This is a genomic window from Streptomyces sp. NPDC088387 (genome assembly GCF_044753385.1).
Classification (GTDB): domain Bacteria; phylum Actinomycetota; class Actinomycetes; order Streptomycetales; family Streptomycetaceae; genus Streptomyces.
The window spans coordinates 499980-525085 of record NZ_JBIVNC010000002.1; the positions used below are offsets into that span (position 1 = coordinate 499980).

Sequence of the window (25106 nt, forward strand, 5' to 3'; positions counted from 1 at the left end):
GAGAAGCCGTTGAACACGCCCACGCACCACGTCCTCACCTCCGAGGAGGCTCCTGCCGTTAGTGAGGAGGGTGCTCCCAGCGGTCGTGAACGGGAGACGGGACGCCTGCGGCGTATCGCCACCGCGCGACCGCACCAGAGACCCTGGCTGCTGGAGATCACCGGAGATCCCGGCATGGGCAAGACCCGGCTCCTGGACGAGTGGGCCGCGCTGGCCGGGCAGTCGGGGCTGACCGTCCTGCGGGGACGGGCGTCGGCGGCGGACCACGGACGCCCGTTCGCCGCCTTCCGCGCACCGGTCGTACAGGCCCTGCACCTGGCGGGGGCCCGCGCCGCGCTCCAGGAGGAGGACCGGGCCTTCCTCCTGCGCCACTTCGCCGGACCGGCACCCGAGGTACGGCCGCGCACGACCCCGGACGGACCGGGGCCCGGAGCCGGCCCCGCGGACGTGGAAACGGACCGGCTGCGCCGATGTATCGCGGCCCTCCTGTGGGCGGTGGCACACGACCGCCAGGGTCTGACGCTCTGTCTCGACGACCTCCAGTGGGCCGACCCCGAGTCGGTCGCCCTCCTGGGGGATCTCCTGCGCCATCCCCGGCCGGGGGTTCCGCTGATCCTCGTGTGCTCCGTGCGGCCCCGGCAGAGCCCGACCTCGCTGACGGCGCATCTCGCCGACCCGGACGACGTGTTCCGAACGGAACGCTTCCGGCTGGGGCCGCTGCCCCGCGGCACGGCCGGCGCACTGCTCGACCCCCGGACCACCACCGAACGCCGGCGGTACCTGTACGAGGCCGCCGAGGGCAATCCGTTCTACCTCCGGGCCCTGTCCTCGTCACCGGGACCGTTCCCCACACCCGGCACGGTCCGTCCGTGGACCCTGTCCGACACCACACTCGCCACCGCGGGCGCGGCGCTGGCCCGCGAGTTCGTCCTGCTGGACCCGGCCGAGCGGGACGTGCTCCGGGCAGCCGCCGTCCTGGGCGACACGTTCGACCCCGCACACCTGCCCGAGGTCGCCGACCGGGATCCGGCGCACACCCAGCGGGCGCTGGACCGGCTGGTCGACCTGGACCTCGTGCGCGCCGACCACATCCAGGGGCGGCTGTGCCGGCTGCGCCATCCCGTGGTGCGTGCCGTCGTCTACCAGGACACACCCCGCGGTTGGCGTGTGGCCGCCCACGCGCGCGCGGGCCGCGTCCTGCGGGCGGCGGGCGCCGACCCGGCGCGGCGCGCCCCGCACGTCGCCCGGTCCGCCGAACCGGGCGACACGGAGGCGGTCCTGCTGCTGGCGGAGGCGGCGGACCACGTGAGTGACGTGGACCCGGCCGCCGCGGCGGCCTGGCTGGGCGCCGCGCTGGGTCTGATCCGCGGTGACGGGGACGGGCTCCGGACCCGGGTGACGACGTCCCTGGCCCGTGCGCTCGGGGCCCTCGGAAGGCTGCGGGAGTGCCGGGAGCTGCTGCGCGGTGTTCCCCGGCCCTCCGGCGGTCGCCCCACGCAGGCCGACGCCGACCTCGTGGCGTTCCGCGCCAGGGTCGAACGCCACCTGGGCGACTACGACCGGGCCGACTCCCTGCTGACGGCGGAACTCCGGCGGCTGGCCGAGGCCGGGACCGGCGACTCCGCCACCGACCGCGCCGAGTGGGGCGGCACACTCCGGCTGGAGCTGGCCACGGTCAGCACCCTGCGCCAGGCGTTCCCCCGCTCACGGGCACTGGCGGAGGAGGTACGCCGGCAGACCACCGGTACGCGGAACCGGTCCCTGCGCCTGGCGGCCGCCGTCGGACGTACCCACTGCGGCGCCTTCGCGGGCGACGTTCCCGCCCTGCTGGACGGGGCGCGGGAGGCCGACGCGCTCCTGGCCGCGATGAAGGACTCCGAGGTCACCGCACAGCTCGACACCGTCGCCCAGCTCGGCTGGGCCGAGACCCTGGCCGAACGGCATCACGACGCCCTGCGGCACACGGCCCGCGGCATCCGGCTCGCGCAGAGCGGCGGACAGCTCTTCGTCCTGCCCTACCTGCGTCTCGCCCACGCCTACGCCAGCGTCAACGTCGGGCGGCTGACGGATGCGCTGGGATCGGCCGACGGCGCCGAGGAGGAGGCCCGCAGCATGGAGCGGCCGGCTCTGCTCGGCTTCTCCCTGGCCCTTCGCGCGTGGGCCACCTCGCTGCTGGACGGCCCGGACGCCGCCGCCCCGGTCGCGGAGCGGGCGGTGCAGGAACTCGGTGCGGGCGGCAGGCTCTGGGCGGTCACCGCCGGAGTACTCGCCGACGTCCGGTTCGACCAGGGGAGACACGAGGAGAGCCTCGATCTGCTCCGGTCCGCCGTGGAACACGAGAGGCATCCCGGCACGGCCCGGTCCATCACCCCGATCTGGTACTTCATGGCGGCGCGGGCGGCGGCGGCACTCGGAGACACCGACCAGTCGGCGCGGTGGGCCCGGCGGGCGTCGTTCGACGCGGACCTGCTGGGCCTGCCCGGCCAGCGCGGCTACGCGGCGCTCGCCCGGTCCTGCGCCGCGCCCGATCCCGTGGGTCCGCTGCGGGAAGCGGTCTCCGGCTTCCGGGCCGGCGGGCTGATCCCGATGGAGTGCCGGGCGACCCTGTCGCTCGCCGCGGCACTCGCGTCGGGTGACGCGCGGGCCACCGACCGTGATCCGGGAGGCACCCTGGAGCAGGCGCTCGAACACGCCAACCGCGCGAAGACGCTCGCGGAGACGCTGGGAGCCCGCCGGCTCCGTCGTGAGGCGGTGGACATCCAGCGCCGCCTGGGAGCCCGCCGCCCCCGCGCTCCCCGCGAGACGACCACCGCGCTGTCGGACCTGTCGGACCGGGAACGGGAGATCACCCGCATGGTGGCCCTCGGCATGTCCAACAACGACATAGCCCGCACCCTCGTCGTCTCCCCGAAGACGGTGGAGGCCCACCTCACCCGTATCTTCCGCAAGGCGGGCGTCCGCACCCGGACCGCGCTGGTCGCCGCCCTCCCAAAGGGCGAACCCACCCCGGTGGTCTGAGTCCCGGACCGCCGACCAGGCCCCGAGCACGACTGAGGGCCGGTCCCGGACACCTCCGAAACCGGCCCTCATCTACGACTGTCTCCAGTCGGGACGACAGGATTTGAACCTGCGACCCCTTGACCCCCAGTCAAGTGCGCTACCAAGCTGCGCCACGTCCCGATGCCGTCTGACCTGGGGTTTCCCCGGGCCGAACACGCACAGAAACAATACCGCACTCGACCGGGTGGTCGCGCACCCGTTTAACCGGCCCCCGCGCGATCGACACCGCCCATCCACCGGCTCGGCCCGTCCGACCGCTCAGCTCTTCTCTTCTGCCGGCTCAGCTCTTCTGCCGGTCCGACTCCTGCCGTACGACCGGCCCGCCGCCGCCTCTGCCCACCGGCGCCGCGTCCACCCGCACGAGATCGCGCACCGCCGGTATCGCGAGCAGCGCGAACACCACGAAGAAGCTGGTCACGGCGGCGACCAGCAGGACACCGTCGGCGCCGAGCGCGGCGGCGGCCGGGCCCGCGAGCGCCTGGCCGACGGGCAGCATCGCGAGGGATCCGGCCACGTCGTAGGCGTGGATGCGGTTGAGGACGTCGGGCTTGACCTGTGTCTGGACGCTGGTCGTCCACATCACGCTCCAGAACGCCATTCCGGCACCGGCCACCCCGGCGCCGGCCGCCATGGCCGGGACGCCCAGACCAAGACCGACCGTCGCCGGGAACCCGGCGAAGCCGACGAGGCTGATCGCGCCGGCCCGGAGCATCCGGCGGGGGCGCAGCCGCAGGGCGATCAGCCCGCCCACGACCGTCCCGGCGCCGAGCGCGGAGTTGATCAGGCCGTAGGCGCCGGCGCCGTGCTCCCCCACGACCTCGGTCGCCACCAGTGGGGTGATCGGGCCCCACACGGCGATCATGTAGAGGCACCAGACGAGGATGACGCTCCACAGCCAAACGCGGGATGTGAACTCCCGCCAGCCCTCGACGAGATCGGCCCGGAAGGTGCTCGCCGAAGGGCCGTGCGCACGGCTGTCGTGGGGCGCGGCCGGCAGCCGGAGCAGCAGCAGACACACCGCGCTGATCGCGTACGTGGCCGCGTGGGCGACGAACACCCCGCCGGGCGCGGTCAGTCCGACCAGGACGCCCGCGGTGGCGGGACCGGCCAGCTGGGCGGCGGACTCGGCGATGCGGATCGCGCCGTTGGCGCCCTGGACGTCGGTGGCGAGCCGGGGCACCGTGCTGGCGACGCCGGGCTGGAAGACCGCGCCCGCGACGCCGTTGACGACGCCGATCAGACAGATCTCCCACAGCACCACGTGGCCGGTGAAGAACAGCACGGCGGTGAGGGACTGGGTGACCAGGCGGACCAAGTCGGCGCCGATCATCAGCCCGCGGGTGCCGAAGCGGTCGGCGATCACCCCGCCGAAGACGACGAGTCCCGCGAAGGAGGCGGCCGTCGACGCCATCGCGAGGCCCACCGCGCCCACGCCGTACCCGTGCTGGAGCAGACCGGCGGCGAGCGCCACCGGGAGGATGGTGTCACCGAGCCGGGCGGCGGCGCGGGCGACGAAGAACAGCCCGAAGTCCCGCGACCAGACCCGGGGTCCGGGCTCCCCGTCCCACGATCCCTTCCCCGCCGACGGCGACGACGTCCCCGGCATCCCGCGCACTCCCCTCACGACCGACCGACCCGTCACAACCCCGTCTCATGGACAACCGCGGCCCCCCGGACCACGGCCCCCACCCCTGCCTCGGATCATGCCACGGGCCACCGACAACGGCCTCGGCCGCTCCGGCCCCCGCGGCCCGGCGACTCCGGACCGCGCGCCCCGCCGACCCCGGACTCCGCGCCCCGCCGGCCCCAGACCCAGCCGCCCGTCACCTTTCGCCCATCACCCTCCGCCCATCACCTTCCGCCGGGCAGGCCCAACTCGGGGTGCTCCTCGAGGAGTCCGGTCGGGGCGGCCTGGCGCCAGGAGTCGGCGAGGATGTCCCGCAACTCGTCCTCGTCCTCCAGCGCGGAGAGACGAGCCCGCACCCAGGCGAACATGGCCTCGTGGTCCGCGATCCAGAACTTCCGCGGTTCGGCCAGCACCAGCTCGTCGCGCTCCTCCTTCGGGCAGCGCACGGCGATGGAGGTCTCTTCCTCGGGCAGCGTGGCGAACATCTTCCCCGCGACCCGGAACGTGGGCATACTCCAGGCGATCTTCTCCGTCGTGTCCGGCAACGACAGGGCGATACGGCGTACGTCTTCGGCATCCGGCATAAGACGCACGGTAGCCGGTCGCACTGACAATCACCTGGTGGGAGGGGCGGGTTCGCCCACGGCGGGGCACGGCGACGCCAGCCGCTTGAAGTAGATCGACGTCGGCCGCAGCACCCCGCCCGGGTCCGCCGCGTAGTCCGGTATCGCGCCGAGCCGGGTCCAGCCCGCGGAGTCGTAGAACCGCTCGGCGGGGCTGTCGGTCTCGGTGTCGAGGTGCAGGAGGCTGAGGCCGGACGCGGCGGCGGCCTCCTCGGCGGTGGCCAGCAGCCGGCGGCCGACGCCGCTGCCGCGCGTCTCGCGGTGCACCATCAGCTTGACCACCTCGGCGCGGTGCCGACTGTTGGGCTTGTCGGAGTGGGCGAGGCTCACGGTGCCGACCACACGGCCCGCGTCCAGGACCGCCCACACCACCAGCCGCCCCTCGGCCACCTGCCCGGCACGCTCCTGCCACCAGGCGAGCGCCTGCGCCGGATCGAGCGGAGCGAGAAAGCCGAGCGACGCTCCGGCATCCACGGAGTCGACCAGCAGTTCCGCCAACTCCCCCGCCAGGGCGGCGAGTCGGCCCGCGTCCAGTCGGACCACGGTCATGGCAGCACCACCGCCAGTACGTACCGCACACCCTCAGGACCCGGGCAGCGGAACCGCGTTGGCCCCCACACCCGCAGCCGCAGACAGTCCCCCGCCGCCAGCAGGTGCTCGACGTCCTGCGCGGTCACCTCCAACGTGCCGTCCAGGACCCAGATGTGCTGCTCAAGGCCGGGCACGGGCGGCCGGTCGTAGGCGAGGTCGGCGCCCGCGGTGAGCCGGCCCTCGACCAGTTCGCCGCGCAGCCCGGGGTGCGGCGGCGACACGGAGCGCCGGACGAACCCGGAGCCCGGGTCCTCCCACACCGGCTGCTCGCCGGCCCGCAGCAGCGGGGCGGGCTCGGCCTCCACCTCACTGAGCAGGCGGGACATGGTGCGGCCGTAGACATGGCACAGCCGGTTGAGGGTGGCGGCGGTGGGGCTGATCTCCGCGCGTTCGGCGCGGGAGAGGGTCGAGCGGCTCACCCCGCTGTGCGCGGCCAACTCGCCCAGCGACCAACCACGTTCGGCCCGCAGCTCGGCAAGCCGGGCGGCCAGCCGGGCGTCCACGGGATCGGAGTCATCGTGTCTCATATTCGAGAAACTATCCCGGATATGAGACAGGCAGGTTACGGAGAACTCACACCGGCGCGACCTCGCCGAGCGCCACAAGCACCGGCCGGATCAGCGGATGGTCCTCGGCTCCCCGGCGTACGGCGGCGAAGACCCGGCGGGTCGGGGCGACACCGTCGACCGGGCGGACCACAACACCGGTGAGGTCCATACCGCGCAGCGCCGAGCGCGGTACGAGCGCGACGCCGACGTCGGCCGACGCGAGCGCCACGACGGCACGGAAGTCGTCCGAGGAGTGCTCCAGGCGGGGCTGGAATCCGGCGTTCTCGCAGGCCAGCACCACGACGTCGTGGCAGGGGTTGCCGGGGTAGGGGCCGATCCACGGGTCCTTGGCCAGCTCGGCCAGCGGCACGACGTCCGCGTCGGCGAGGCGGTGGCTGACCGGGACCACCGCGTCGAACGGCTCGGCGTACAGCGGCACATGGGCGAGCCGGGGATCGTCGGCGGGCGGCGCCCCCCGGTACTCGACGGCAACAGCCACGTCGATCTGCCGGTCCAGCACCATCGGCAGACTGGCGTCGCCCTCGGCGTCCTGGACGCGGATCCGGATGCCGGGCGCGGTCCCGGCGAGCCGGGCCACGGCGGGGGCGACGACGAGTGCGATGCCGGTCGCGAAGGAGGCGACGGTCACCGTGCCGGCGGCGCCCGAGCTGTAGGCCGCCAGCTCGGCCTCGGCCCGCTCCAGCTGGGCCAGGACGGCGTTGGTGTGACCGAGCAGGATCTCACCGGCCGGCGTGAGCCGTACGCCCTTGGCGCCGCGCTCGACCAGCCGGTGCCCGGTCTCCTGCTCCAGAGCGGCAAGCTGCTGCGACACGGCGGACGGCGTCAGATACAGCGCGGCGGCGGCCGCGGTCACCGTGCGATGATCCGCCACCGCCCGAAGGATATGCAGCCGCCGAGCCTCAATCATGCCCCCATTGTCGCAGGCCACGCCACACCCCCCTCAGGAGCGCGAGCAACCGCCCGACCAGCCACACCCAACCACGAACCGCAACCCCCACCCCCCAGGGGCGCGGGGAACTGCGCGACAAGCCACAACCCACCCGCACCCGCCCTCAGCCCCGCACCACCCCCACCCCCCGCGCCGCTACCCCCTGCCCCCTACCCCCGCCCCCCATCCAACTCAGCCCGCGCAGCGACAAACGCCGCGACGGCCCGCTCGACATCCCCCAAAGAATGCGCCGCAGACAACTGCACCCGAATCCGCGCCTGCCCCTGCGGCACCACGGGATACGAGAACCCGATCACATACACCCCCCGCTCCAGCAGCAGCTCCGCCATCCGCCCAGCCCGGGACGCGTCCCCGATCATCACCGGAGCGATGGCGTGCTCGCCGGGAAGGATGTCGAACCCCTCCTCCCCCATCCGCCGCCGGAACAACGCCGTGTTCTCGGCAAGCCGCGTCCGCAGATCGTCCGCCGACTCCAGCAGATCGAGCACCTTCAGCGACGCCGCGGCGATCACCGGCGCGAGCGTGTTGGAGAAGAGATACGGCCGGGACCGCTGCCGCAGCAGCGCGACGATCTCCGCGCGGGCGGCGACATAACCGCCGGAGGCCCCACCGAGGGCCTTGCCCAGCGTGCCGGTGATGATGTCGACGCGGTCCATGACGCCGTGCAGCTCGGGGGTGCCCCGGCCGCCGGGACCGACGAAGCCGACGGCGTGCGAGTCGTCGACCATGACCATGGCGTCGTAGCGGTCGGCGAGGTCGCAGATCTCGGCGAGGGGGGCCAGGTAGCCGTCCATGGAGAAGACGCCGTCGGTGACGATCAGCCGGCGCCGCGCGTCGGACGCGTCCTTCAACTGCCGTTCCAGATCGGCGAGATCACGGTTGGCGTAGCGGAAACGGCGGGCCTTGGAGAGCCGGATGCCGTCGATGATCGAGGCGTGGTTGAGGGCGTCGGAGATCACCGCGTCCTCGGGGCCGAGCAGCGTCTCGAAGACACCGCCGTTGGCGTCGAAGCAGGAGGAGTAGAGGATCGTGTCCTCCTGGCCGAGGAACGCCGAGAGGCGCGCCTCCAGCTCCTTGTGCACCTCCTGCGTGCCGCAGATGAAGCGCACGGAGGCCATGCCGTAGCCCCAGCGGTCCAGCGCCTCGTGGGCGGCGGCGATCACCTCGGGGTGGTCGGCGAGGCCGAGGTAGTTGTTGGCGCAGAAGTTGAGGACCTCGCCGCGGCGCCCGCCCGCGGTCACGTTGACGGTCGCGGACTGCGGGGTGCCGATGACGCGCTCGGGCTTGTGCAGGCCGGCGGCGCGGATCTCGTCGAGGGTGGCGCGCACGTCGTCGCGCACGGAGTCGAACATCGAAGGGCTCCTAAAAGATCCGGATGACTTACGCGGTCCAGTCGAGGATGACCTTGCCGCCCCTGCCGCTCGCGGCGTCCTCGAACGCCGCCTCGAAGTCGCGGTGGCCGTAGCGGCCGGTGATCACGGGGGCGAGGTCGAGGCCGCCTTCGAGCAGCACCGACATCGCGTACCAGGTCTCGAACATCTCGCGGCCGTAGATGCCCTTGATGGTGATCATCGAGGTGACGACGCGGGCCCAGTCGACGGGGAACTCCTGGGCCGGCAGTCCGAGCATCGCGATGCGTCCGCCGTGTGTCATGTTCGCGAGCATGTCGCGCATGGCCTCGGGACGGCCGGACATCTCCAGGCCGATGTCGAAGCCCTCGCGCAGACCGAGGGTGCGCTGGCCGTCGGCGATGGTGCCCCGGGAGACGTTCAGGGCGAGGCTCACACCGATCTTGCGGGCCAGCTCCAGGCGTTCCTCGCTGACGTCGGTGATGACGACGTGCCGGGCGCCCGCGTGCCGGGCGACGGCGGCGGCCATCAGTCCGATCGGTCCGGCGCCGGTGATCAGTACGTCCTCGCCGACGAGCGGGAACGACAGCGCGGTGTGCACGGCGTTGCCGAACGGGTCGAAGATCGCGGCGACGTCGAGGTCCACGGGGACCCGGTGCACCCAGACGTTGGAGGCGGGCAGCGCCACGTACTCGGCGAAGGCGCCGTCGCGGCCGACGCCGAGACCGACCGTGGCCCGGCACAGATGGCGGCGGCCGGCCTGGCAGTTGCGGCACTTGCCGCACACCAGATGGCCCTCGCCGCTGACCCGGTCGCCGAGGGCGATGTCCGTGACGTCACGGCCGGTCCCGACGACCTCGCCGACGAACTCGTGCCCGACGACGAGCGGGGTGGTGATGGCCTGCTGGGCCCAGCCGTCCCAGTTCCGGATGTGCAGGTCGGTGCCGCAGATCCCGGTGCGCAGCACCTTGATGAGTACGTCGCCGGGTCCGATCTCCGGCTCGGGCACGTCCGCGAGCCACAGTCCGGGCTCGGCCTTCTGCTTGACCAATGCCTTCACGCCGCGGCTCCAGGGGTGAGGTCCCGGGTCCGGGCATGCCGACGGCGGCCCCGGCCGGGGGAAGAGGGGGATCACCGAGCAATCTGCCGTACGGCGAAGCCCTGGTCCATCGAGGATTTCTTAAGCGCTCCAGCAGCTTTCCTACACGCAGGCCGGTGGGGTGGCCGCCGGTGCCGGGACGGTCTCGCCCGCCCGGGTCGGCGATTCACCCCACCGGCCGCCGACGGCACACGGTCCGGATCCCGGCGTCACAAGGTCGTAAGGGGCGGCGCGGCCGTACGACGGCGGCGAGAATCTACGCTGGACCCCGGGTCCGAACGGACCGGCCCCGGGGAAGTCCCCGCCACTCGTCCTACTGACGTGGAGTCGCTCATGAACACCGCCCGGGATCTCGTGATCGTCGCCATGGACGTGGCACCCGACCGTCCGCTGGAGCGGGGCGATCTGTCGCTCGCGCTCGCCGGGGCGGAGCTGCTGGACCTGGCCGACGCGGGCGCCCTCGCCGTGGACGGCGAGCACATCGTGCCGGCCACCGCGTCCCGGACGGGCGACCGGCTCCTGGACCAGGCCGCCGACCAGCTCGTACGGGAGCAGCCGTACGAGGCGGTGGAGGAGTGGCTGTGGCGCCGGGGCCGCGAGCTGGCCTCGGCCTACGCGGACGCCCTGGAGAAGGACGGTGTGACGGCCCGGTCGCGGCGCACCCCGTTCCGGGCCCCGCAGACGGAACTGGTCGACTCGCCGGAGCGGGAGCGGGCCCGGGAGCGCTGGGTCTCCGACGAGCCGGTCCTCGTGGCCCTCGCCGCGGCCGCCGGGATCCGCGAGGAGTCGGAGGAGGACGCCGAGAAGCTCACCGACGACGTGGCCGCGACCGTACTGGCCGCGGTGGGCGACGCGGTGATGGAGCTGGAGGCCGTACGGCAGCGGCGGGCGATCGAGGACGCGGCGTTCGACAACGTGTGGCGCGGGTTCTAGCCGGCACCGCGGGTGTCGCGGATCTTCCCCCGGTGCGGCCCGCTCACAGGGCCGGGAATCCGTCGGCCTCCCGGCGCTCGATCCGTTCCACGAGTTCCGCCGCGGCCGACTTGATGGTCTCCAGGCCCGGCTTTCCCCAGGGCCGCGGGGTGACGTCGGAGACGCACACGGTGCCCAGCACCATGCCGGTGGTGTCGATCAGCGGGGCGCCCAGATAGGAGCGGACGCCGAACTCGTCGACGACCGGATTGCCGGCGAACCGCGGATAGTCCCGGACGTCCTCCAGCGCGAGCGCCTTGCGCCGGACCACCACGTGCGGGCAGAAGCCGTGGTCGCGCGGCAGGAACCGGCCGACCTCGGGCCGGCTGCCGTCGTCCCGGACCACCGGCACGGGGTCCGCGGTGTGCAGCCCGGCGTAGAACTGCCCCTGCTCACCTAGGAAGTTGACCATGGCGTACGGCGCCCCGGTGTGCTCGGCGAGCCGGACCGCGAAGGCGTCGAGGGCGGGCTCGGGGCGTTCGCCGAGGCCCAGCCCGCGCAGTCGGCGGGCGCGGGCTGGGGCCTCCTTGTCCTCGGGCGTGAGCAGCAGACGACCGGCCGGGCGTGGCGGGTCGTAGCTCATCGCCGGGCTCCGTCGCTGTGGGGGTGTGTCATATGCGGCTCCGGTCGGTGGTGTGCGGGGAGATGCGGTGATCACATGTGCGCGCCATGGCTCGGCGCGGGCGCCGGCGCGTGCGCGATCAGATGGCGTACGAGGGTGAGCAGGGTCTGGACACCGGAGGCGGAGATCCGGGCGTCGCAGCGGACGACGGGGACCCGGGGATCCAGGTCGAGCGCCGCGCGTACCTCCTCGGGGTCGTAGCGGTAGGAGCCGTCGAACTCGTTGACGGCGATGATGAATCCGAGGCCGCGTTCCTCGAAGAAGTCGACGGCGGCGAAGCACTCGGCGAGGCGGCGGGTGTCGGCGAGGATGACCGCGCCGAGGGCGCCCTCGGAGAGCTCGTCCCACATGAACCAGAACCGCTCCTGGCCGGGGGTGCCGAACAGGTAGAGCACGTGCTCCGGGTCGAGGGTGATCCGGCCGAAGTCCATGGCGACGGTCGTCTCGACCTTGTTCTCGATGCCGTCGAGGCTGTCGGTGGCGGCGCTGACCGTGGTGAGCAGCTCCTCGGTGCTGAGCGGGGCGATCTCGCTGACCGCGCCGACGAAGGTGGTCTTGCCGACGCCGAAGCCGCCCGCCACAAGGATCTTCAGCGCGGTGGGGAACGGGTCGCCGTCGTGGTCAGAGCTGTCGTCGTAGTCCATCGAGCACTGCCTCCAGAAGGGCCCGGTCGGTCGGGTTGTGGTGGAACGCGGGGGGCTTGGTGGTGAGCGCCCCGCAGTCGACGAGGTCCGAGAGCAGCACCTTGGTGACCACCGCCGGCAGCTTGAGCTGGGCGGCCACTTCGGCGACCGAGACGGGCGCGCGACACAGGTCGAGCGCCTGGGCGTGCTCCGGGCCGAGATAGCCGAGGGGGGTCGCCCCGGTGGCCATCACCTGGGACATCAGGTCCATCGCGACGGTGGGGCGGGTGCGGCCGTTGCTGACGGTGAAGGGCCGTACCAGTCGTCCGGCCGCCTCGTCGAGCCACGGCCCGTCGCCGGCCGCCGCCACGCTCAAGGCCTCATCGCCGTGGGTTCGACGGCATGCTGCCGGGGCGCGGTGGCCAGGTAGGGGCGGACGCTCTTGACCAGCATGGCCATCTCGTAGCCGAGCACCGCCGCGTCGGCCTCCCGGCCGGCCAGTACGGCGAGACAGGTGCCGGAGCCGGCCGTGGTGACGAAGAGCAGGGTGGAGTCGAGTTCGACGACGACCTGGCGGACCTCGCCGCCGTCGCCGAAGCGGACACCGGCGCTGCGGCCGAGGGAGTACAGGCCGGAGGCCAGCGCCGCCATGTGGTCGGCGCTGTCGGGGTCGAGACCGTGGACGGACTTCACCAGGCCGTCGCTGGACAGGAGGACCGCGCTGCTGGTGTGGGGTACGCGCTGCACGAGGCCGCTCATCAGCCAGTCGAGATCGGATACGTGGCCGGTCGGCGCGTCGCTCGCCATGGTGGATGGACTCCTTGGGGTACGAGGGTCTGCGGGAGCGGTGGGGGCGGGGGTGGTCATCCGGCGGAGGGGCTCCCGTCGTGCCGGGGGGTGTGGTGGTGCGCCGCGGCCGGCGGTACGGGTGCCGGTGGGGCGGGTGTTATGGACGACGGCGTGTGCGCGGCCGTGGGCCGTGCGTCGGTGCGCAGGGAGGACAGGGGTGTGGCCCGCGGGTCCTGGGGGTCGAGCAGCCGGTCCGGGTGGCCGGGTCCTGGCCCGACCCGTTCAGGTTCGATGCTCGGCTGGGACTCGGCGAGGCTCATGCCGCGCTGGAAGGCCGCCATGAGGCCGGGGTCGTGGCCTTCGACGTACTCGGGTTCCGGACGGGCGGCGGGCCGGTCGCGCAGCTGGGGCGCGAGGTGTTCCTGGGAGCGCCGGCGGGGCAGTTGGGGCTTGCCCATGGTGCCGCGCACGGCGCCGCCGCGTGGGGTGAGCGGCGTGGTCGTGTGTTCTTCCAGGAGCGAGCGGTCGTCCGGCCGGATGCCGGGGACGGCGTCGGCCGGGGTGAGCCGCTCGTCGTGGCCGCGTACCGGCAGGGGCGCGGGGGCGCCCTGGTGGGTGGCGGGGTTCTGCACGTCGGTCCGGGTGTACGGGGTCGCGTGGCGGCCGTGCCCTCCCCCGTCGGGTACGGCGGAGTGCTGCCCGCCCCGCGGTGCGGCCGTGCGCTGCTGGGCGGCGGCGACGGCCTGCGGGGTGCCGGGCTCGGCGCCCAGCAGGGCCTGCGGGACGACGAGGACGGCCTGGACACCGCCGTAGATGTTGGACTGGAGCCGTACGGTGATGCCGTGCCGGCGGGCGAGCTGGGAGACGACGAACAGGCCGATGCGGCCGTCGGCCAGCAGACTGGCCACGTTGACCTGGTCCGGGTCGGCGAGCAGGGCGTTCATCCTGGTCTGTTCGCCGACCGGCATGCCGAGTCCGCGGTCCTCGACCTCGACGGCGAGGCCGGAGGTGACGAGGTTGGCGCGGAGCAGGACCTGGGTGTGCGGGGCGGAGAACACCGTGGCGTTCTCGACGAGTTCGGCGAGCAGGTGGATGACGTCGGCGACGGCGTGGCCGCGCAGGGTGCCGTCGACGGGCGGCACCAGCTTGACGCGTGAGTACTGCTCGACCTCGGCGATGGCGGAGCGCAGCACCTCGGTCATGCAGACGGGGTTGCTCCACTGGCGGCGGGAGTTGGCGCCGCCGAGCACGGCGAGGTTCTCGGCGTGGCGGCGGATCCGGGTGGCGAGGTGGTCGACGTGGAAGAGGCCCTTGAGGAGTTCGGGGTCCTCGATCTCGTTCTCCAGGTCGTCCAGGATGGAGATCTCGCGGTGCACCAGGGACTGGAGGCGCCGGGCGAGGTTGACGAAGACCTCCAGCTTCTGTTCGCTGCCCGCCTGGCTGGAGAGCTGGGCGGCCTGGACGACCGCGGTGACGGCGCTGTCGTGTGCGCGGGAGAGTTCGGCGGCGAGCAGCTCGAAGCCGTCGGCGTCCTCGGGGGGTGCGCCGCGGTTCTTGCGGCGGGGTGGGTGTTCGCCGCGGCGCAGGGCCTCGACGAGGGTGCGCAGATCGGCTTCGCGGCGGGCGTTGCTGCGGCGCAGGGCGCCGACGCGCTCGTACACGGACTGGGCGGCGCGGCCCGCCGCGACGGCGGCGATGGCGATGGCCGCGAGGGTGACCGAGGCGGCTCCGGCGAGGACGGCCCACAGGACGATGCCGGGCCGGTGTTCGGTGGTGGAGCGGATCGTGAACAGGACGGCCGCGCAGCCGCTGAGGGCGACCGCGACGGGTGGCAGCACGGCCAGGCGCAGGAGCTGCGGCCGTATGTGGGCCTCGGTCAGCGCGGGGGCGGTACGGGCGACCGGCCGTCCGTGCCGGCCGCCCTCGCGGCGGTCTGCGCGTGGGGCCGGAGCGCGGAGGTGTGACATCGGTGTCCTCGTACTGGTCCGTCGGTGGGGGCCCGGGGCGCGGCCCGGCGGACACTCACAGTAGTCGGCTCCACATCATGTGCGGTGGGCAGTTGACAAACTCCTACGCCGAGCATCCCGCTCTGGTATGAGGCCTCGTACGACAGACCGATAAGTCGGCGGGACGGGTGTTCGGATGGGACAAAAGACCGATCAGAGCTGGTCAGTTGTGGTCATGAAAAAACGGCGGGGGCCGGGGAGCTTCTCGCTCCCCGGCCCCGCCGTCTGCTCGCCGCCGACCGTTCTCCGGCGGGCGGCGACCGTTTCCGACCTCCGGGCCTACTGCCCAGAACATCACCCAACGTGACTGACGAGGGGTGTCACGGCTTACGGGCGACCGCCCCGTACATCCCGATGTCCGCGTCGCGGATGTTCTGCTCGCCGGTGCCGTCCGGGCGCCACTTGTGCACCTGGACGATGCCGGGCTCGACGAGTTCGAGGCCGTCGAAGAACTCGTGCGCCTCGTCGATGGTCCGCAGCCGCATCGGCATGTTGCGGGCGGCGTACTCGCGGGCGACCCGGGCGATGTCCTCCGGCGCGAACTCCGCCGTACCGATGGACATCGCGAGGTAACTGCCCGACGGGAGCGGCTCCAGCAGGCGCCGGACGATGCCCACCGCGTCGTCCTCGTCGAGGATGAAGTGGACGATCGCGATCACCGTGAGGGCGACGGGCTGTGTGAGGTCGAGCGTCTCCCGCAGCTCGGGCGCGTCCAGGATGGAGCCCGGGTCGCGGAAGTCGGCCTCGATGTACGACGTCCTGCCCTCGGGCGTGCTGGCCAGCAGGCCCTGCGAGAGCGTGAGCACGATCGGGTCGTTGTCGACGTAGACGACCCGTGACTCGGGGGCCACCTCCTGGGCGATCTCGTGCAGGTTCGGCGAGGTGGGGATACCGGTGCCGATGTCCAGGAACTGGCGCATGCCCGCGTCCTCGGCGAGCCAGCGCACGGCGCGGTTCATCCAGTCGCGGTTGGCGCGCATGTGGATCGGGAGGGCGGGCCACTCCCGGGCCATGGCGTCACCCGCCTCCTGGTCGGCGGGGTAGTAGTCCTTGCCGCCCAGGATGTAGTCGTAGATCCGCGCGGAGTGCGCGTTCTCGGTGTCGATGCGGTCGGCCGGCCATCCGTTGTCGGGCAACGCCGTGTCTCCCATTCGGGTCGGGGTCGTACGGGCAGATTCAGAGATAACAGACAGGAGAACCAAGGACACTTCAGAGCAGGAAGTCGGCGTCCCCCGCCTTCACACCGGACAGGAAACGCGTCATCTCGCGCGGCGTGAAGACCAGCGCGGGGCCGTCGGGGTCGGTCGACTGCCGTACCGCCACCCGCCCGTCGGCGAGCTTCATCACCTCCACACAGGCACCGCCCGCGTCGTCGCTCCACGGCTTGGACCAGCCGGAGGCGTCCAGCTCCCGGGACGGCATGCCGTTGCGTATGTCGTCGTGCACGTCAGAACTCCTTGCGAATCGCACCCAGATGGGCCTCGGTCCTGCTGACGGGCGCCGCCTGGGCGCCCAGCCGGTCCAGGGCCTCCCGGTACACGACGACGTCGTCCCTCTTGTCGAGGTAGACAGCGCCGACCAGGCCGCTGAGGTAGACGATGTCGGGCAGTTCGGGCGCCCGGAACCGGAAGAGGTGGTACGCGCCGGCCCGCATGGCCGGGTGCGGTCCGTTGGCGAACCGCATGATCTGAAGGGTCACGTGCGGCAGCCGGTTCATCTCGATCAGATGGTCGACCTGCGCCCGCATCACGTCGGGCCCGCCGACCGGCCAGCGCAGCACCGTCTCGTCCATCACGACCCACAGCCGCGGCGGCACCGGGCGGAACAGCAGCTCCTGGCGCCGCATCCGCAGCGCCACCCGGCGCTCCGTCGCCTCCGCCGCGGCATGCGGATTGCCCGCGCCGAGCAGGGCGCGCGCGTACTGCTCGGTCTGCAACAGCCCGTGCACGAACTGGTTCTCGTACGCGCGGATCTGCAACGCCGCCTGCTCCAGGCTCAGATACGCGGCGAACCAGTCCGGCAGCACATCGCGGTAGGTGTGCCACCAGCCGCGCCGGTTGGCCTCGCGGACCGACTTGAGGAAGGTGTCGATCTCCTGCTGGTCCGTCACGCCGTAGACCTGGAGCAGCTTCTCGGCGTCCGCTAGCCGGAGCCGGGCCACCTTCGCGGCCTCCATCCGGCGGATCGTGGAATGGCTGACTCCGATCGCCGCGCCCGCCTGCTCGAAGGTCAGGCCGGCCCGGGTCCGCAGCTCCTCCAGCTGCCGGCCCAGGATCATACGCAGGACGGAAGGCGCGCCGCCCCAGTCGGTCTCCGAGGTCACGCCGTACCCCCTCAAGCCTCCGGGTTCCAGATCCACCGTCTCACGCGATCGATTCCAGCCGCTCATTCGATCACGTTCTGACGCGATCAGCATGCACGTGTCCATTTGCAATTTTCAACTTGCCTGTTGCGAAATGACGTTGCCGGATGACACATTGGTCTAACTGTTCCGGCTCGCTCAACATCGATGCGGCGCAGCCCAGTTGGGGTGGGCGGGGGCTGTGATCCACTGTCGTCGAACGCGGGTTGACCTCCGCGTTCAGGCGTGGCCGGGCCTACTGCGTAATCCGGTATGGCCATGGGCACATGGCAGACGAAAGGCGTACGGCGATGGCTTCGCCCTACCTCCCCCACCCGCTCGCACCACTGCCCGAGCCCGGCCTGCTCGTACCGCTCCAGCAGAGCAGGCGCTCCCACTGCGCGCAGGAACACGCGCGCGCCACTCAGCCACCCGGAGGCGAGCACCCCGGTCAACTCCCTGGGGACCCCTACCCCGACCGCCGGCTCGCCTCCGGGGACCATCCGTCCCCTCGGTCGCACAGCTTCGGGCTGCCGGCCCTGCCGACCTCGGTCGGCGCGGCCCGCAGACGGGTGTGCGACGTGCTCAGCGCATGGAACGTGCCCGAGGAAACGCGTGACAACGCTGTCATCGTCACGTCCGAACTCGTCACGAACGCCGTCACCCACTCGGCCAGCGACCATGTCGTGTGCCGACTGCTCCACACCGCGGACCGGCTCCGTATCGAGGTGGAGGACCAGAACCGGAGCGCCGAGCGCCCGACCCCCCGGCACGCGGACCCCGACGACCAGAGCGGCCGTGGGCTTCTGCTGGTCGCCGCGGTGAGCAGTGACTGGGGTGTCGGTGCGGTCGCGCACCGGCCCGGCCGGATCGTCTGGGCCGAGCTGGTGACCGCTCCGCAGGACGTGCTCCCCACCACACCGCCGCCGACCGCAGCCGCCCCCGGCCCCTCCCCCACCAGGCCGAAGGAATTACGCCATGCACCGAAGCCCCGGCTCTGACCCCCGTCCCCCGGCCGCCCACCAGGCGGACCCGTCCTGGACGCCGACCCGCCCGAAACCCGAGCAGCACGTTGCGGTCCGGACCGTCGGCGGGCACCGGCAGCACACCGTCCCCTTCCGTCTCGGGTCACCCCGGCCCCACTGACCCGGACGCAATTCCGGCCCCACTGCCCCGGGTCACCCCGGCCCGGGGCACCCCGGCCCCACCGACCCGGACGCCATTCCGGCACCGCTCACCCGGGCCCGCCCCGGACCACCGACTCGGGTCACCTCGGACCCACCGACCCGGGTCGCCCCGGACCGACTGAACCGGCGGACGCCACACCCACCGGAACGGCGACCGGTCCCTGTGCCCCAGAGGCAACGCCGCACTCGGCCCGACGCCCGGCACGGCACACCACCGGACGGGCGGTACGAGGCACCCGGGCGCCGATCCGGGCCCCGGCCCACTCGCGCACGTCAGGCATGCCCGCCCGCTTCCCGGCACGGACCTCGACGTCCCCCGCGCCTGCACGGCCGCCCGGTTCCTGGGCGCTTCCCGGAACCCGCTCACAGCCGCATGCCGGGAGCTCGGCCAACCAGTGCCAGTGCCGGGCACCGACGGCCGGCCGTCCAGCGGGACCCGGCCTGAGCCGGTCTCCGCCCTCACAGGTTCCGGCTGAAGCCGGTCTCCGTCCTCCACGTCCCGACCTCAGCCGGTCTCAGTCCAGGTCACGGCCTAAGCCGGTCCCCGTCCTCCAGGTCACGGCCTAAGCCGGTCCCCGTCCTCCAGGTCACGACCTAAGCCGGTCCCCGTCCTCCAAGTCCCGACCTCAGCCGGTCCCCGTCCAGGTCACGGTCTCAGCCCGTCTGTGTCCTCAGCGGTCCCCCGCGAGATCCATGTCCCCCTGCGGCGCGGGCGTCGGCTTCGAGGACTCACCCTCGCGCCACGGGCGGGCGATCGGCGTCGAGATCGCCTGCCACCACCGGTCCGCCGGGACCTTGCCCGCCGGTTCGAAGGGCTCGCCGGGGTGCGGGGACGCGAGTGCCTGGCCGGCGTCCGACGTGACGTCCGCCGTCCACTCCGCGGGCTCGGCCCAAGCGTGCGGCGCGAGATTGAACGTGCCCCAGTGGATCGGCAGCAGCACACCGTGCGGCCGGCCGCCCTGGAGGTCGAGGTGGGCGCGAAGGGCCTCCTCGGGGGTCATGTGGATGTCGGGCCAGAACTCGCTGTACGCGCCGAGCTGGATCATCGTGGCGTCGAAGGGGCCGTGCTCGGCGCCGATGTCCTTGAAGCCCTCGAAGTAGCCGGTGTCGCCGCTGTGGAAGATCCGGTGCCCGTCACCGGCGACGACCCAGGACGCCCACAGGGTGTGCTGGGTGTTGCGCAGGCCGCGCCCGCAGAAGTGCCGGGCCGGGGTCGCGGTCAGGGTGAGCCCGCCGACCTCGGTCGACTCGTGCCAGTCCAGCTCGCGCAGCCGGTCCGCGGGGACACCCCACTGTTCCAGGTGCGCGCCGACGCCGAGCGGCACGGCGAACACCGTGTCCATTCCGGCCAGTGCCTTGATCGTCGGCATGTCCAGATGGTCGTAGTGGTCGTGGGAGATCACGATCACGTCCACCGTGCCGATCGTCGCCAGCGGCACCGGCGCCGGGTGCAGCCGCTTGGGCCCGGCGAACGGGAACGGTGAGCAGCGCTCGCCCCACACCGGGTCGAAGAGCACCCGGTGGCCGTCGATCTCGGCGAGCACGGTGGAGTGCCCCATCCAGGTCAGCCGCAGGCCGGTCGCCGGCGGCCGGGCGATGTCGGCGAGGGTGGTGGCGTGCACCGGAATGGGTGCGGTCGGGGCGCGACGACTGCGCGACTCCTTGTCGAAGTAGTTCTTCGCGAAGCCGAGCGGCGAGCCCGAGGGCCGCGTGCGCGCGGCGCCTCCGGGGTTCTGGAAGACCCCGTCCTTGAAGTGGGGCGATCTACGGATGCGCGCCATGCGCTCGCCGCTCGGGTCCGCGCCGAAGGCGTCGGGCTGCAATGCACGGAGCCCGGCACTCGGGGAACGGAAACCGGCCACGTTACCTCCAGGTGGAGTCGCTGAGACCTCCATTATGGTCGCCTCCTCCGACAACCCCGATTGACGCTGCCCGAGCAGACCTTCGATACTGACCGCGCATTCAGTAGAACCCCCACAGAACCTCCGTCCCGAGGAGACCGCATGCCCGCTCCCCTGCTGTCGCTCACCTGGACCGATCACGTGACCGGGCGGCCGGGCTACCTCGTGGTGGACCGGCTGGTGCGGGGCGTGGCCAGCGGCGGACTGCGGATGCGCCAGGGCTGCACGCTCGACGAGGTGACGGGTCTGGCCCGGGGCATGACCATGAAGGAGGCGCTGCACTACGACCCGGCGGGACGGTACGTCCCGCTCGGCGGCGCCAAGGGCGGGATCGACTGCGATCCGCGGTCCCCGGAGGCGTACGGCCTGCTGGTGCGCTACCTGCGCGCGATGCGGCCGTACATCGAGAGCTGCTGGACGACCGGCGAGGATCTCGGGCTCACCCAGGACCTGGTCGACCGGGCCGCCGCCGAGGCGGGGCTGGTCTCGTCCGTGCAGGCCGTCTATCCGCTGCTCGACGACGAGGCCAGCGCGCGCAAGCGGCTCGCGGACGCGTTCTGCGTGGACGTGGACGGCATCGGGCTCGACGAGCTGGTCGGCGGGTACGGGGTCGCCGAGTCGGTGCTCGCGGCACTGGACCGCGCGGGCACGCCGTACGCGGGCACGCGCGTGGCGGTGCAGGGCCTCGGCACGATGGGCGGCGCCACGGCCCGCTTCCTCGCGCGCGCCGGCCTCACCGTCACCGCCGTCGCCGACGTCGGGGGCACCATCGCCAACGCGGCCGGGCTGGACGTGGAGGCACTGCTCGCCGCGCGGGACGCGTACGGGACGGTGGACCGCGCGGTGCTGCGGGCGGACGACCGCGAACTCCCCGGGGACGCCTGGCTGGCCTCGGGCGCGGAGGTGCTGGTGCCCGCGGCCGTGTCGTACGCGATCGACACCACGAACCAGCACCGCGTCACCGGCCGCTGGATCGTCGAGGCGGCCAACATGCCGGTGACCGCCGCGGCCGAGGAACTGCTCGCCGCGCGGGGCATCACCGTGCTGCCGGACGTGGTCGTGAACTCCGGGACCAACGCATGGTGGTGGTGGACCCTGTTCGGCGACATCGGCGCGGACGCGGACGAGGCGTTCGCGCACACGCGGCGGTCGATGCGTGCGCTGATCGAGCTGATGCTCTCCCGCGCGGAGGCCGACGGGACGACCCCGCGGGCCGCCGCCCACGCCATCGTCGCGGACCGCCTCCCGGTGATCGCGGACCGCTACGGCTGGTACCGCTGAGACGCTCGCAGCGCAGGCGGGAACGTACGACAGCCCGCGCCGGCACGCGGCAGACACTGTCCAGGCCTGCGCCGGCACGCAGCACATACCGTCCAGCCCCGCGCGGGCACGCGAGACGTACGGCTGGGGCACGCGCGTGCCGCGGCCTACGGGCACCCGCCCGCCCGGTGGCGAGCCGTACCCGACCCGCTGCCCCCGGTGACCACTGGCTATAGGGTGGCCGCCGTGGCGAGAGTGCGGTTGAGCGTGGAAGAGCGGCGCGAGGAATTGCTGCGGGCCGCCATCGAGCAGATCGAGGCGCGCGGGGTCGCGGCGGTCCGCATCGCCGACGTGGCCGCGGCACTCGGCGTGAGCAACGCGCTGGTGCTGTACCACTTCTCCACCAAGGAGAAGCTCGTCGCCGCCGCGTTCACCCACGCCGCCGCGGACGATCTCGCCCATCTGCGCAAGCTGTTGGGCCGCCGGACCACTGCCCTGCGCCGGCTGCGCTCCGCCGTCCGCTGGTACGCCCCCACCGGCCAGGCCAAGGGCTGGCGGCTGTGGATCGAGGGCTGGGCCGTGGCGCTGCGCGAACCCACCCTCAAGGAGGTCACCCTGGATCTCGACCGCCAGTGGAAGGCGGCGATCACCGAGGTGATAGCGGAGGGTGTGGCCGCCGGCGAGTTCCGCTGCCCGGACCCGACCGGAACGGCCCTGCGCCTGACCGCCCTGCTCGACGGACTCGCCGTACAGATGACGTCCTACGCGGGCGCCGGCGCCGTGTCCCGCACGCGCGCGCAGCAGTGGGTGGACGAGGCGGTGGGCCGGGAACTGGGCCTGTCACCAACGGCCTTCTGATCCCCCGGCCCACCAGAGCCCCTTCCGGCACCGCGCATCCGCACAGCCACGCGCCCCCGGCCTACGCCACCGAATCGATCCGCAGCCTGATGTCCTGCGGCGACAGCGCGCCCTTGGCCGTCACATGGTCCCCCGACGACTCGCCGCGCAGCCGGCGTCCGATCCACGGCACGAGGTACTGCCGCGCCCAGTGCACGTCGTCGCGGCGGACCTCCAGCGTGCCGCGCGGCGGCAGGGCGGGCCAGGACTGTTCGGGGTCGGCCGGTACGTCGACGCCGAGGGCGAGTCCGGCCCGCAGCGCCACGCGCGTGTGCCCCTCGGGGGAGAGATGGAGCCGGTCGCCGTCCCAGGCCCGGCGGTCCTGGACGGACTTCAGGGACCACAGGTCGAGGACGGGACAGCCGTACCGGTCGGCGACGGCCCGCACATGTCCGTTGTAGGTGGCGATCTTGCCGCGCAGATGCCGGAGCACCGGCACACCACGGGTGTCGAAGCCGGTCGTCACCATCACCGTGCCGGCCGCCTCGGCCAGCAGGGCGACCGCGCGTTCGAACCGTTCGGCAACGTCGTCGGGGTCGGTGCCGGGGCGCAGGATGTCGTTGCCGCCGGCACTGAAGGAGACCAGGTCGGGCGCGAGTCGCGCGACCCGCGGCACCTGGTCCGTCACGATCTGGTCGAGGAGTTTCCCGCGTACGGCGAGGTTCGTGTAGGTGAAGTCGCCCTCCGGGCACCGGTCCGCGAGCAGTACCGCGAACCTGTCGGCCCAGCCGACGAGCGCCCCGTCGGGGCCGGGATCGCCCACACCCTCGGTGAAGCTGTCCCCCAGCGCCACGTACGACCCGATCTCTGCTCTGCTGTCACTCTTCGAATCGTCTGCCACGTCGCACCATGATTCCCCTTCGAATGTGACTTACGCGACCGTAGGGCGGGGTTGACGGGCGGTGAGATAAGCCACGGACCAAGCCTTGGTCAAATGCGGAATAGTCCACGGGTCCCGCAACACATCCCGATATCCACCGGTACGCACCGAAGGCCGGACCCGGGGATCGTGGGTCCGGCCTTCGGAGGTGGTCGCGCGACGGGGGTCTCAGCCGACGGAGAGACCGTGCGAGCGCAGGTAGGCGACGGGGTCGACGTCGGAGCCGTAGTCCGGCGTGGTGCGGATCTCGAAGTGCAGGTGGGGGCCGGTCACGTTGCCGGTCGCGCCCGAGAGGCCGACCTGTGTGCCGGCGGACACGGACTGGCCCTGCGAGACGGACAGCGAGGACAGGTGGGCGTACTGGGCGTAGAAGCCGTCGGCGAGCTTGATGACGACCTGGTTGCCGTACGCACCGCCCCAGCCGGCGGAGACGACGGTGCCGCTGCCGACGGACTTGAGGGAGGTGCCGGTCGGGACGACGAAGTCGACACCGGTGTGGTAGCCGCTGGACCACATGCTGCCCGCCATGCGGTACGGCGTGCCGACGGCGGCACCGGCCACCGGGAGGCTGAAGCCCGAGGCGTTGGCGGTGGTCGTGGACTGGTCGCCGGAGGACGACGCATCACCCTGCGCCTGGCTGGAGTTGGACTCCTCGGACTTCTGCGTCTTCTGCGACGCGGTGGAGTCGGAGGACTCGGCCGGCTTCGAAGCCTGTGTGTCGGTGCCGGCGGGCCTGTCGGCCGCCTTCTTGCCGATGGAGAGCTTCAGACCGGGGTGGATGAGCGACGGATCGCTGCCCACGGCCTCGCGGTTGTCGTCGTAGATCCGCTGCCAGCCGCCGGTGACGTCCTGCTCCTCGGCGATCTTCGCGAGGTAGTCGCCGACCTTCACCGAGTAGGTGTGCGCACCGGACTTCGGGGTGGCGGTCTTGGTCGCGGTCTGCTGCGCGACGGGCTGCTCGGTGACCGTGCGCGGCAGCGACTCCTGCGTGGCGGTGAGAGTTCCGGCGGCCTTCTCCGTGACGGACTGGCCGGTGGCGGCGTGGGCGCCGGCGGCCCCCATCAGCGGCAGTGCGAGTGCGGCGCCACCGGTTCCGGCGACGGCGATCGAGCGGGTGAAACGCTTGCTCTTGGGACGGCGGTGCTTACCCTTCGCGGGCATGGCGAATTCCTCTCCGGCGCCTGCGAGGTGAGCTGTCGGGTGCGGGCTGGAGATGCCCGGCCGCGCGGGGAACGCGGCTGAACCCCTAGCCGTTCCGGAGACCGGAACAGGCGGTAAGTCCTGTGGGTCCCCCGCTCCTGCCGAGGCACGGGTGAGTGGGCGGCTTCCGGGCGGCGGCAGGATTCGGCGTTCCGTCCGGATTCGGTGGTGAACGTAAGCGACCAAGACGCAAAGGGACAAGCAAGAGGTTCCACTCGAAGGTCCCCTTCTTGATCCGTACGGGGAATTCCCGGTCACCCTCCGTCGAAGCGGTACACGCCGAATTCCCAAAACCCCTTGAAAAGCGGCCTGATTACGTGAACATGACGGGCGACACACGGTCACGAATATGACGCTGCTCACGTGACAGTGCTCCAGGTCCCTTTATTCCAGAGCGAGTTGGAATCCACGCATCAATTCGGACAGAACTCCCAGATGTGACGCAGGAGGAGAAGTGTCGCATTGAGTGGCACAGTGAAATCACAGACTTCTTTACGGGGGTTTCGTCCGTTTCGCGACACCGTTCCGCAGGAGGCCTCGACAGGAGGCCTCGACACCGTT

23 protein-coding genes, 1 tRNA gene and 1 riboswitch are annotated in these 25106 nt (G+C 72.4%); of the genes, 5 read left to right on the forward strand and 19 right to left on the reverse strand.

The window, feature by feature from the left end; translation table 11 throughout:
* The first annotated feature begins 9 nt into the window (after positions 1–9).
* Positions 10–3018 (forward strand): AAA family ATPase, encoded by a 3009-nt coding sequence (locus ACIQAC_RS06775; RefSeq protein ID WP_402187713.1) that lies wholly within the window; start codon positions 10–12, stop codon positions 3016–3018.
* A gap of 88 nt (positions 3019–3106) precedes the next feature.
* Here ACIQAC_RS06775 and ACIQAC_RS06780 read toward each other — a convergent pair.
* From ACIQAC_RS06780 to tdh, 8 genes are all read right to left on the reverse strand, one after another.
* Positions 3107–3180: transfer RNA gene (locus ACIQAC_RS06780), tRNA-Pro, on the reverse strand.
* Positions 3181–3340: 160 nt separating this feature from the next.
* Positions 3341–4666, reverse strand: coding sequence for an MFS transporter (locus ACIQAC_RS06785; RefSeq protein ID WP_402187714.1), 1326 nt, complete (start codon positions 4664–4666; stop codon positions 3341–3343).
* 245 nt (positions 4667–4911) lie between these two features.
* Complete coding sequence (locus ACIQAC_RS06790; RefSeq protein WP_402187716.1) at positions 4912–5271, reverse strand: MmcQ/YjbR family DNA-binding protein; 360 nt, start codon at positions 5269–5271, stop codon at positions 4912–4914.
* 30 nt (positions 5272–5301) lie between these two features.
* A complete protein-coding gene (locus ACIQAC_RS06795; protein WP_402187718.1) occupies positions 5302–5859 on the reverse strand; it encodes a GNAT family N-acetyltransferase in 558 nt (185 codons plus the stop codon).
* Positions 5856–6428, reverse strand: coding sequence for a helix-turn-helix domain-containing protein (locus tag ACIQAC_RS06800; protein ID WP_402187720.1), 573 nt, complete (start codon positions 6426–6428; stop codon positions 5856–5858). The genes ACIQAC_RS06795 and ACIQAC_RS06800 overlap by 4 nt, the downstream gene beginning before the upstream one ends.
* Before the next feature lie 46 nt (positions 6429–6474).
* Positions 6475–7377, reverse strand: a complete 903-nt coding sequence (locus ACIQAC_RS06805) for a LysR family transcriptional regulator (protein ID WP_402187721.1) — start codon at positions 7375–7377, stop codon at positions 6475–6477.
* Between the two features lie 191 nt (positions 7378–7568).
* Positions 7569–8771, reverse strand: coding sequence for a glycine C-acetyltransferase (locus ACIQAC_RS06810; RefSeq protein WP_402187723.1), 1203 nt, complete (start codon positions 8769–8771; stop codon positions 7569–7571).
* A gap of 28 nt (positions 8772–8799) precedes the next feature.
* Complete coding sequence (gene tdh, locus ACIQAC_RS06815; protein ID WP_402187725.1) at positions 8800–9828, reverse strand: L-threonine 3-dehydrogenase; 1029 nt, start codon at positions 9826–9828, stop codon at positions 8800–8802.
* A 372-nt stretch (positions 9829–10200) separates the two neighbouring features.
* On the opposite strand from tdh, the gene ACIQAC_RS06820 reads away from it, so the two are divergent.
* Complete coding sequence (locus ACIQAC_RS06820; protein WP_402187727.1) at positions 10201–10800, forward strand: GPP34 family phosphoprotein; 600 nt, start codon at positions 10201–10203, stop codon at positions 10798–10800.
* Positions 10801–10843: 43 nt separating this feature from the next.
* On the opposite strand, the gene ACIQAC_RS06825 is transcribed toward ACIQAC_RS06820, so the two are convergent.
* The 8 genes from ACIQAC_RS06825 to ACIQAC_RS06860 form a co-directional block, all read right to left on the reverse strand.
* Complete coding sequence (locus ACIQAC_RS06825) at positions 10844–11422, reverse strand: GAF domain-containing protein (protein ID WP_402187729.1); 579 nt, start codon at positions 11420–11422, stop codon at positions 10844–10846.
* Between the two features lie 71 nt (positions 11423–11493).
* On the reverse strand, positions 11494–12105 hold the full coding sequence (locus ACIQAC_RS06830; protein WP_402187731.1) for a GTP-binding protein: 612 nt from the start codon (positions 12103–12105) through the stop codon (positions 11494–11496).
* Entirely contained in the window at positions 12083–12454 is a 372-nt protein-coding gene (locus ACIQAC_RS06835) for a DUF742 domain-containing protein (RefSeq protein WP_402187732.1), read from the reverse strand. The genes ACIQAC_RS06830 and ACIQAC_RS06835 overlap by 23 nt, the downstream gene beginning before the upstream one ends.
* Positions 12455–12456: 2 nt before the next feature.
* Positions 12457–12891, reverse strand: a complete 435-nt coding sequence (locus ACIQAC_RS06840; RefSeq protein WP_402187733.1) for a roadblock/LC7 domain-containing protein — start codon at positions 12889–12891, stop codon at positions 12457–12459.
* A gap of 56 nt (positions 12892–12947) precedes the next feature.
* Positions 12948–14840 carry a sensor histidine kinase gene (locus ACIQAC_RS06845; protein WP_402187735.1) on the reverse strand — a complete coding sequence of 631 codons (1893 nt, stop codon included), beginning with the start codon at positions 14838–14840 and terminating at the stop codon, positions 12948–12950.
* A 359-nt stretch (positions 14841–15199) separates the two neighbouring features.
* Positions 15200–16015: an SAM-dependent methyltransferase gene (locus ACIQAC_RS06850; RefSeq protein ID WP_402187736.1), complete on the reverse strand. Its 816-nt coding sequence runs from the start codon at positions 16013–16015 to the stop codon at positions 15200–15202.
* 73 nt (positions 16016–16088) lie between these two features.
* Positions 16089–16301 (reverse strand): DUF397 domain-containing protein, encoded by a 213-nt coding sequence (locus ACIQAC_RS06855; protein WP_402188198.1) that lies wholly within the window; start codon positions 16299–16301, stop codon positions 16089–16091.
* Positions 16302–16326: 25 nt separating this feature from the next.
* The gene (locus tag ACIQAC_RS06860) at positions 16327–17202 is read right to left on the reverse strand and encodes a helix-turn-helix domain-containing protein (protein WP_402187738.1); all 876 of its coding nucleotides are present in this window, start codon (positions 17200–17202) and stop codon (positions 16327–16329) included.
* A 305-nt stretch (positions 17203–17507) separates the two neighbouring features.
* Here ACIQAC_RS06860 and ACIQAC_RS06865 point away from each other — a divergent pair, with 305 nt between their 5' ends.
* Complete coding sequence (locus ACIQAC_RS06865) at positions 17508–18221, forward strand: ATP-binding protein (RefSeq protein WP_402187740.1); 714 nt, start codon at positions 17508–17510, stop codon at positions 18219–18221.
* Positions 18222–19078: 857 nt separating this feature from the next.
* On the opposite strand, the gene ACIQAC_RS06870 is transcribed toward ACIQAC_RS06865, so the two are convergent.
* Entirely contained in the window at positions 19079–20269 is a 1191-nt protein-coding gene (locus tag ACIQAC_RS06870; protein ID WP_402187741.1) for an MBL fold metallo-hydrolase, read from the reverse strand.
* A gap of 141 nt (positions 20270–20410) precedes the next feature.
* On the opposite strand from ACIQAC_RS06870, the gene ACIQAC_RS06875 reads away from it, so the two are divergent.
* Both ACIQAC_RS06875 and ACIQAC_RS06880 read left to right on the forward strand, forming a co-directional pair.
* Positions 20411–21589 carry a Glu/Leu/Phe/Val dehydrogenase dimerization domain-containing protein gene (locus tag ACIQAC_RS06875; RefSeq protein WP_402187743.1) on the forward strand — a complete coding sequence of 393 codons (1179 nt, stop codon included), beginning with the start codon at positions 20411–20413 and terminating at the stop codon, positions 21587–21589.
* Positions 21590–21814: 225 nt separating this feature from the next.
* Positions 21815–22426 carry a TetR/AcrR family transcriptional regulator gene (locus tag ACIQAC_RS06880; RefSeq protein WP_402187745.1) on the forward strand — a complete coding sequence of 204 codons (612 nt, stop codon included), beginning with the start codon at positions 21815–21817 and terminating at the stop codon, positions 22424–22426.
* 61 nt (positions 22427–22487) lie between these two features.
* Here ACIQAC_RS06880 and ACIQAC_RS06885 read toward each other — a convergent pair whose 3' ends face one another.
* Together ACIQAC_RS06885 and ACIQAC_RS06890 are read right to left on the reverse strand one after the other, a co-directional pair.
* Entirely contained in the window at positions 22488–23306 is an 819-nt protein-coding gene (locus ACIQAC_RS06885) for an SGNH/GDSL hydrolase family protein (RefSeq protein WP_402187746.1), read from the reverse strand.
* Positions 23307–23513: 207 nt separating this feature from the next.
* Positions 23514–24506: a peptidoglycan DD-metalloendopeptidase family protein gene (locus ACIQAC_RS06890; RefSeq protein WP_402187748.1), complete on the reverse strand. Its 993-nt coding sequence runs from the start codon at positions 24504–24506 to the stop codon at positions 23514–23516.
* Between the two features lie 4 nt (positions 24507–24510).
* Positions 24511–24678, reverse strand: a riboswitch (cyclic di-AMP (ydaO/yuaA leader).
* Between the last annotated feature and the right edge of the window lie 428 nt (positions 24679–25106).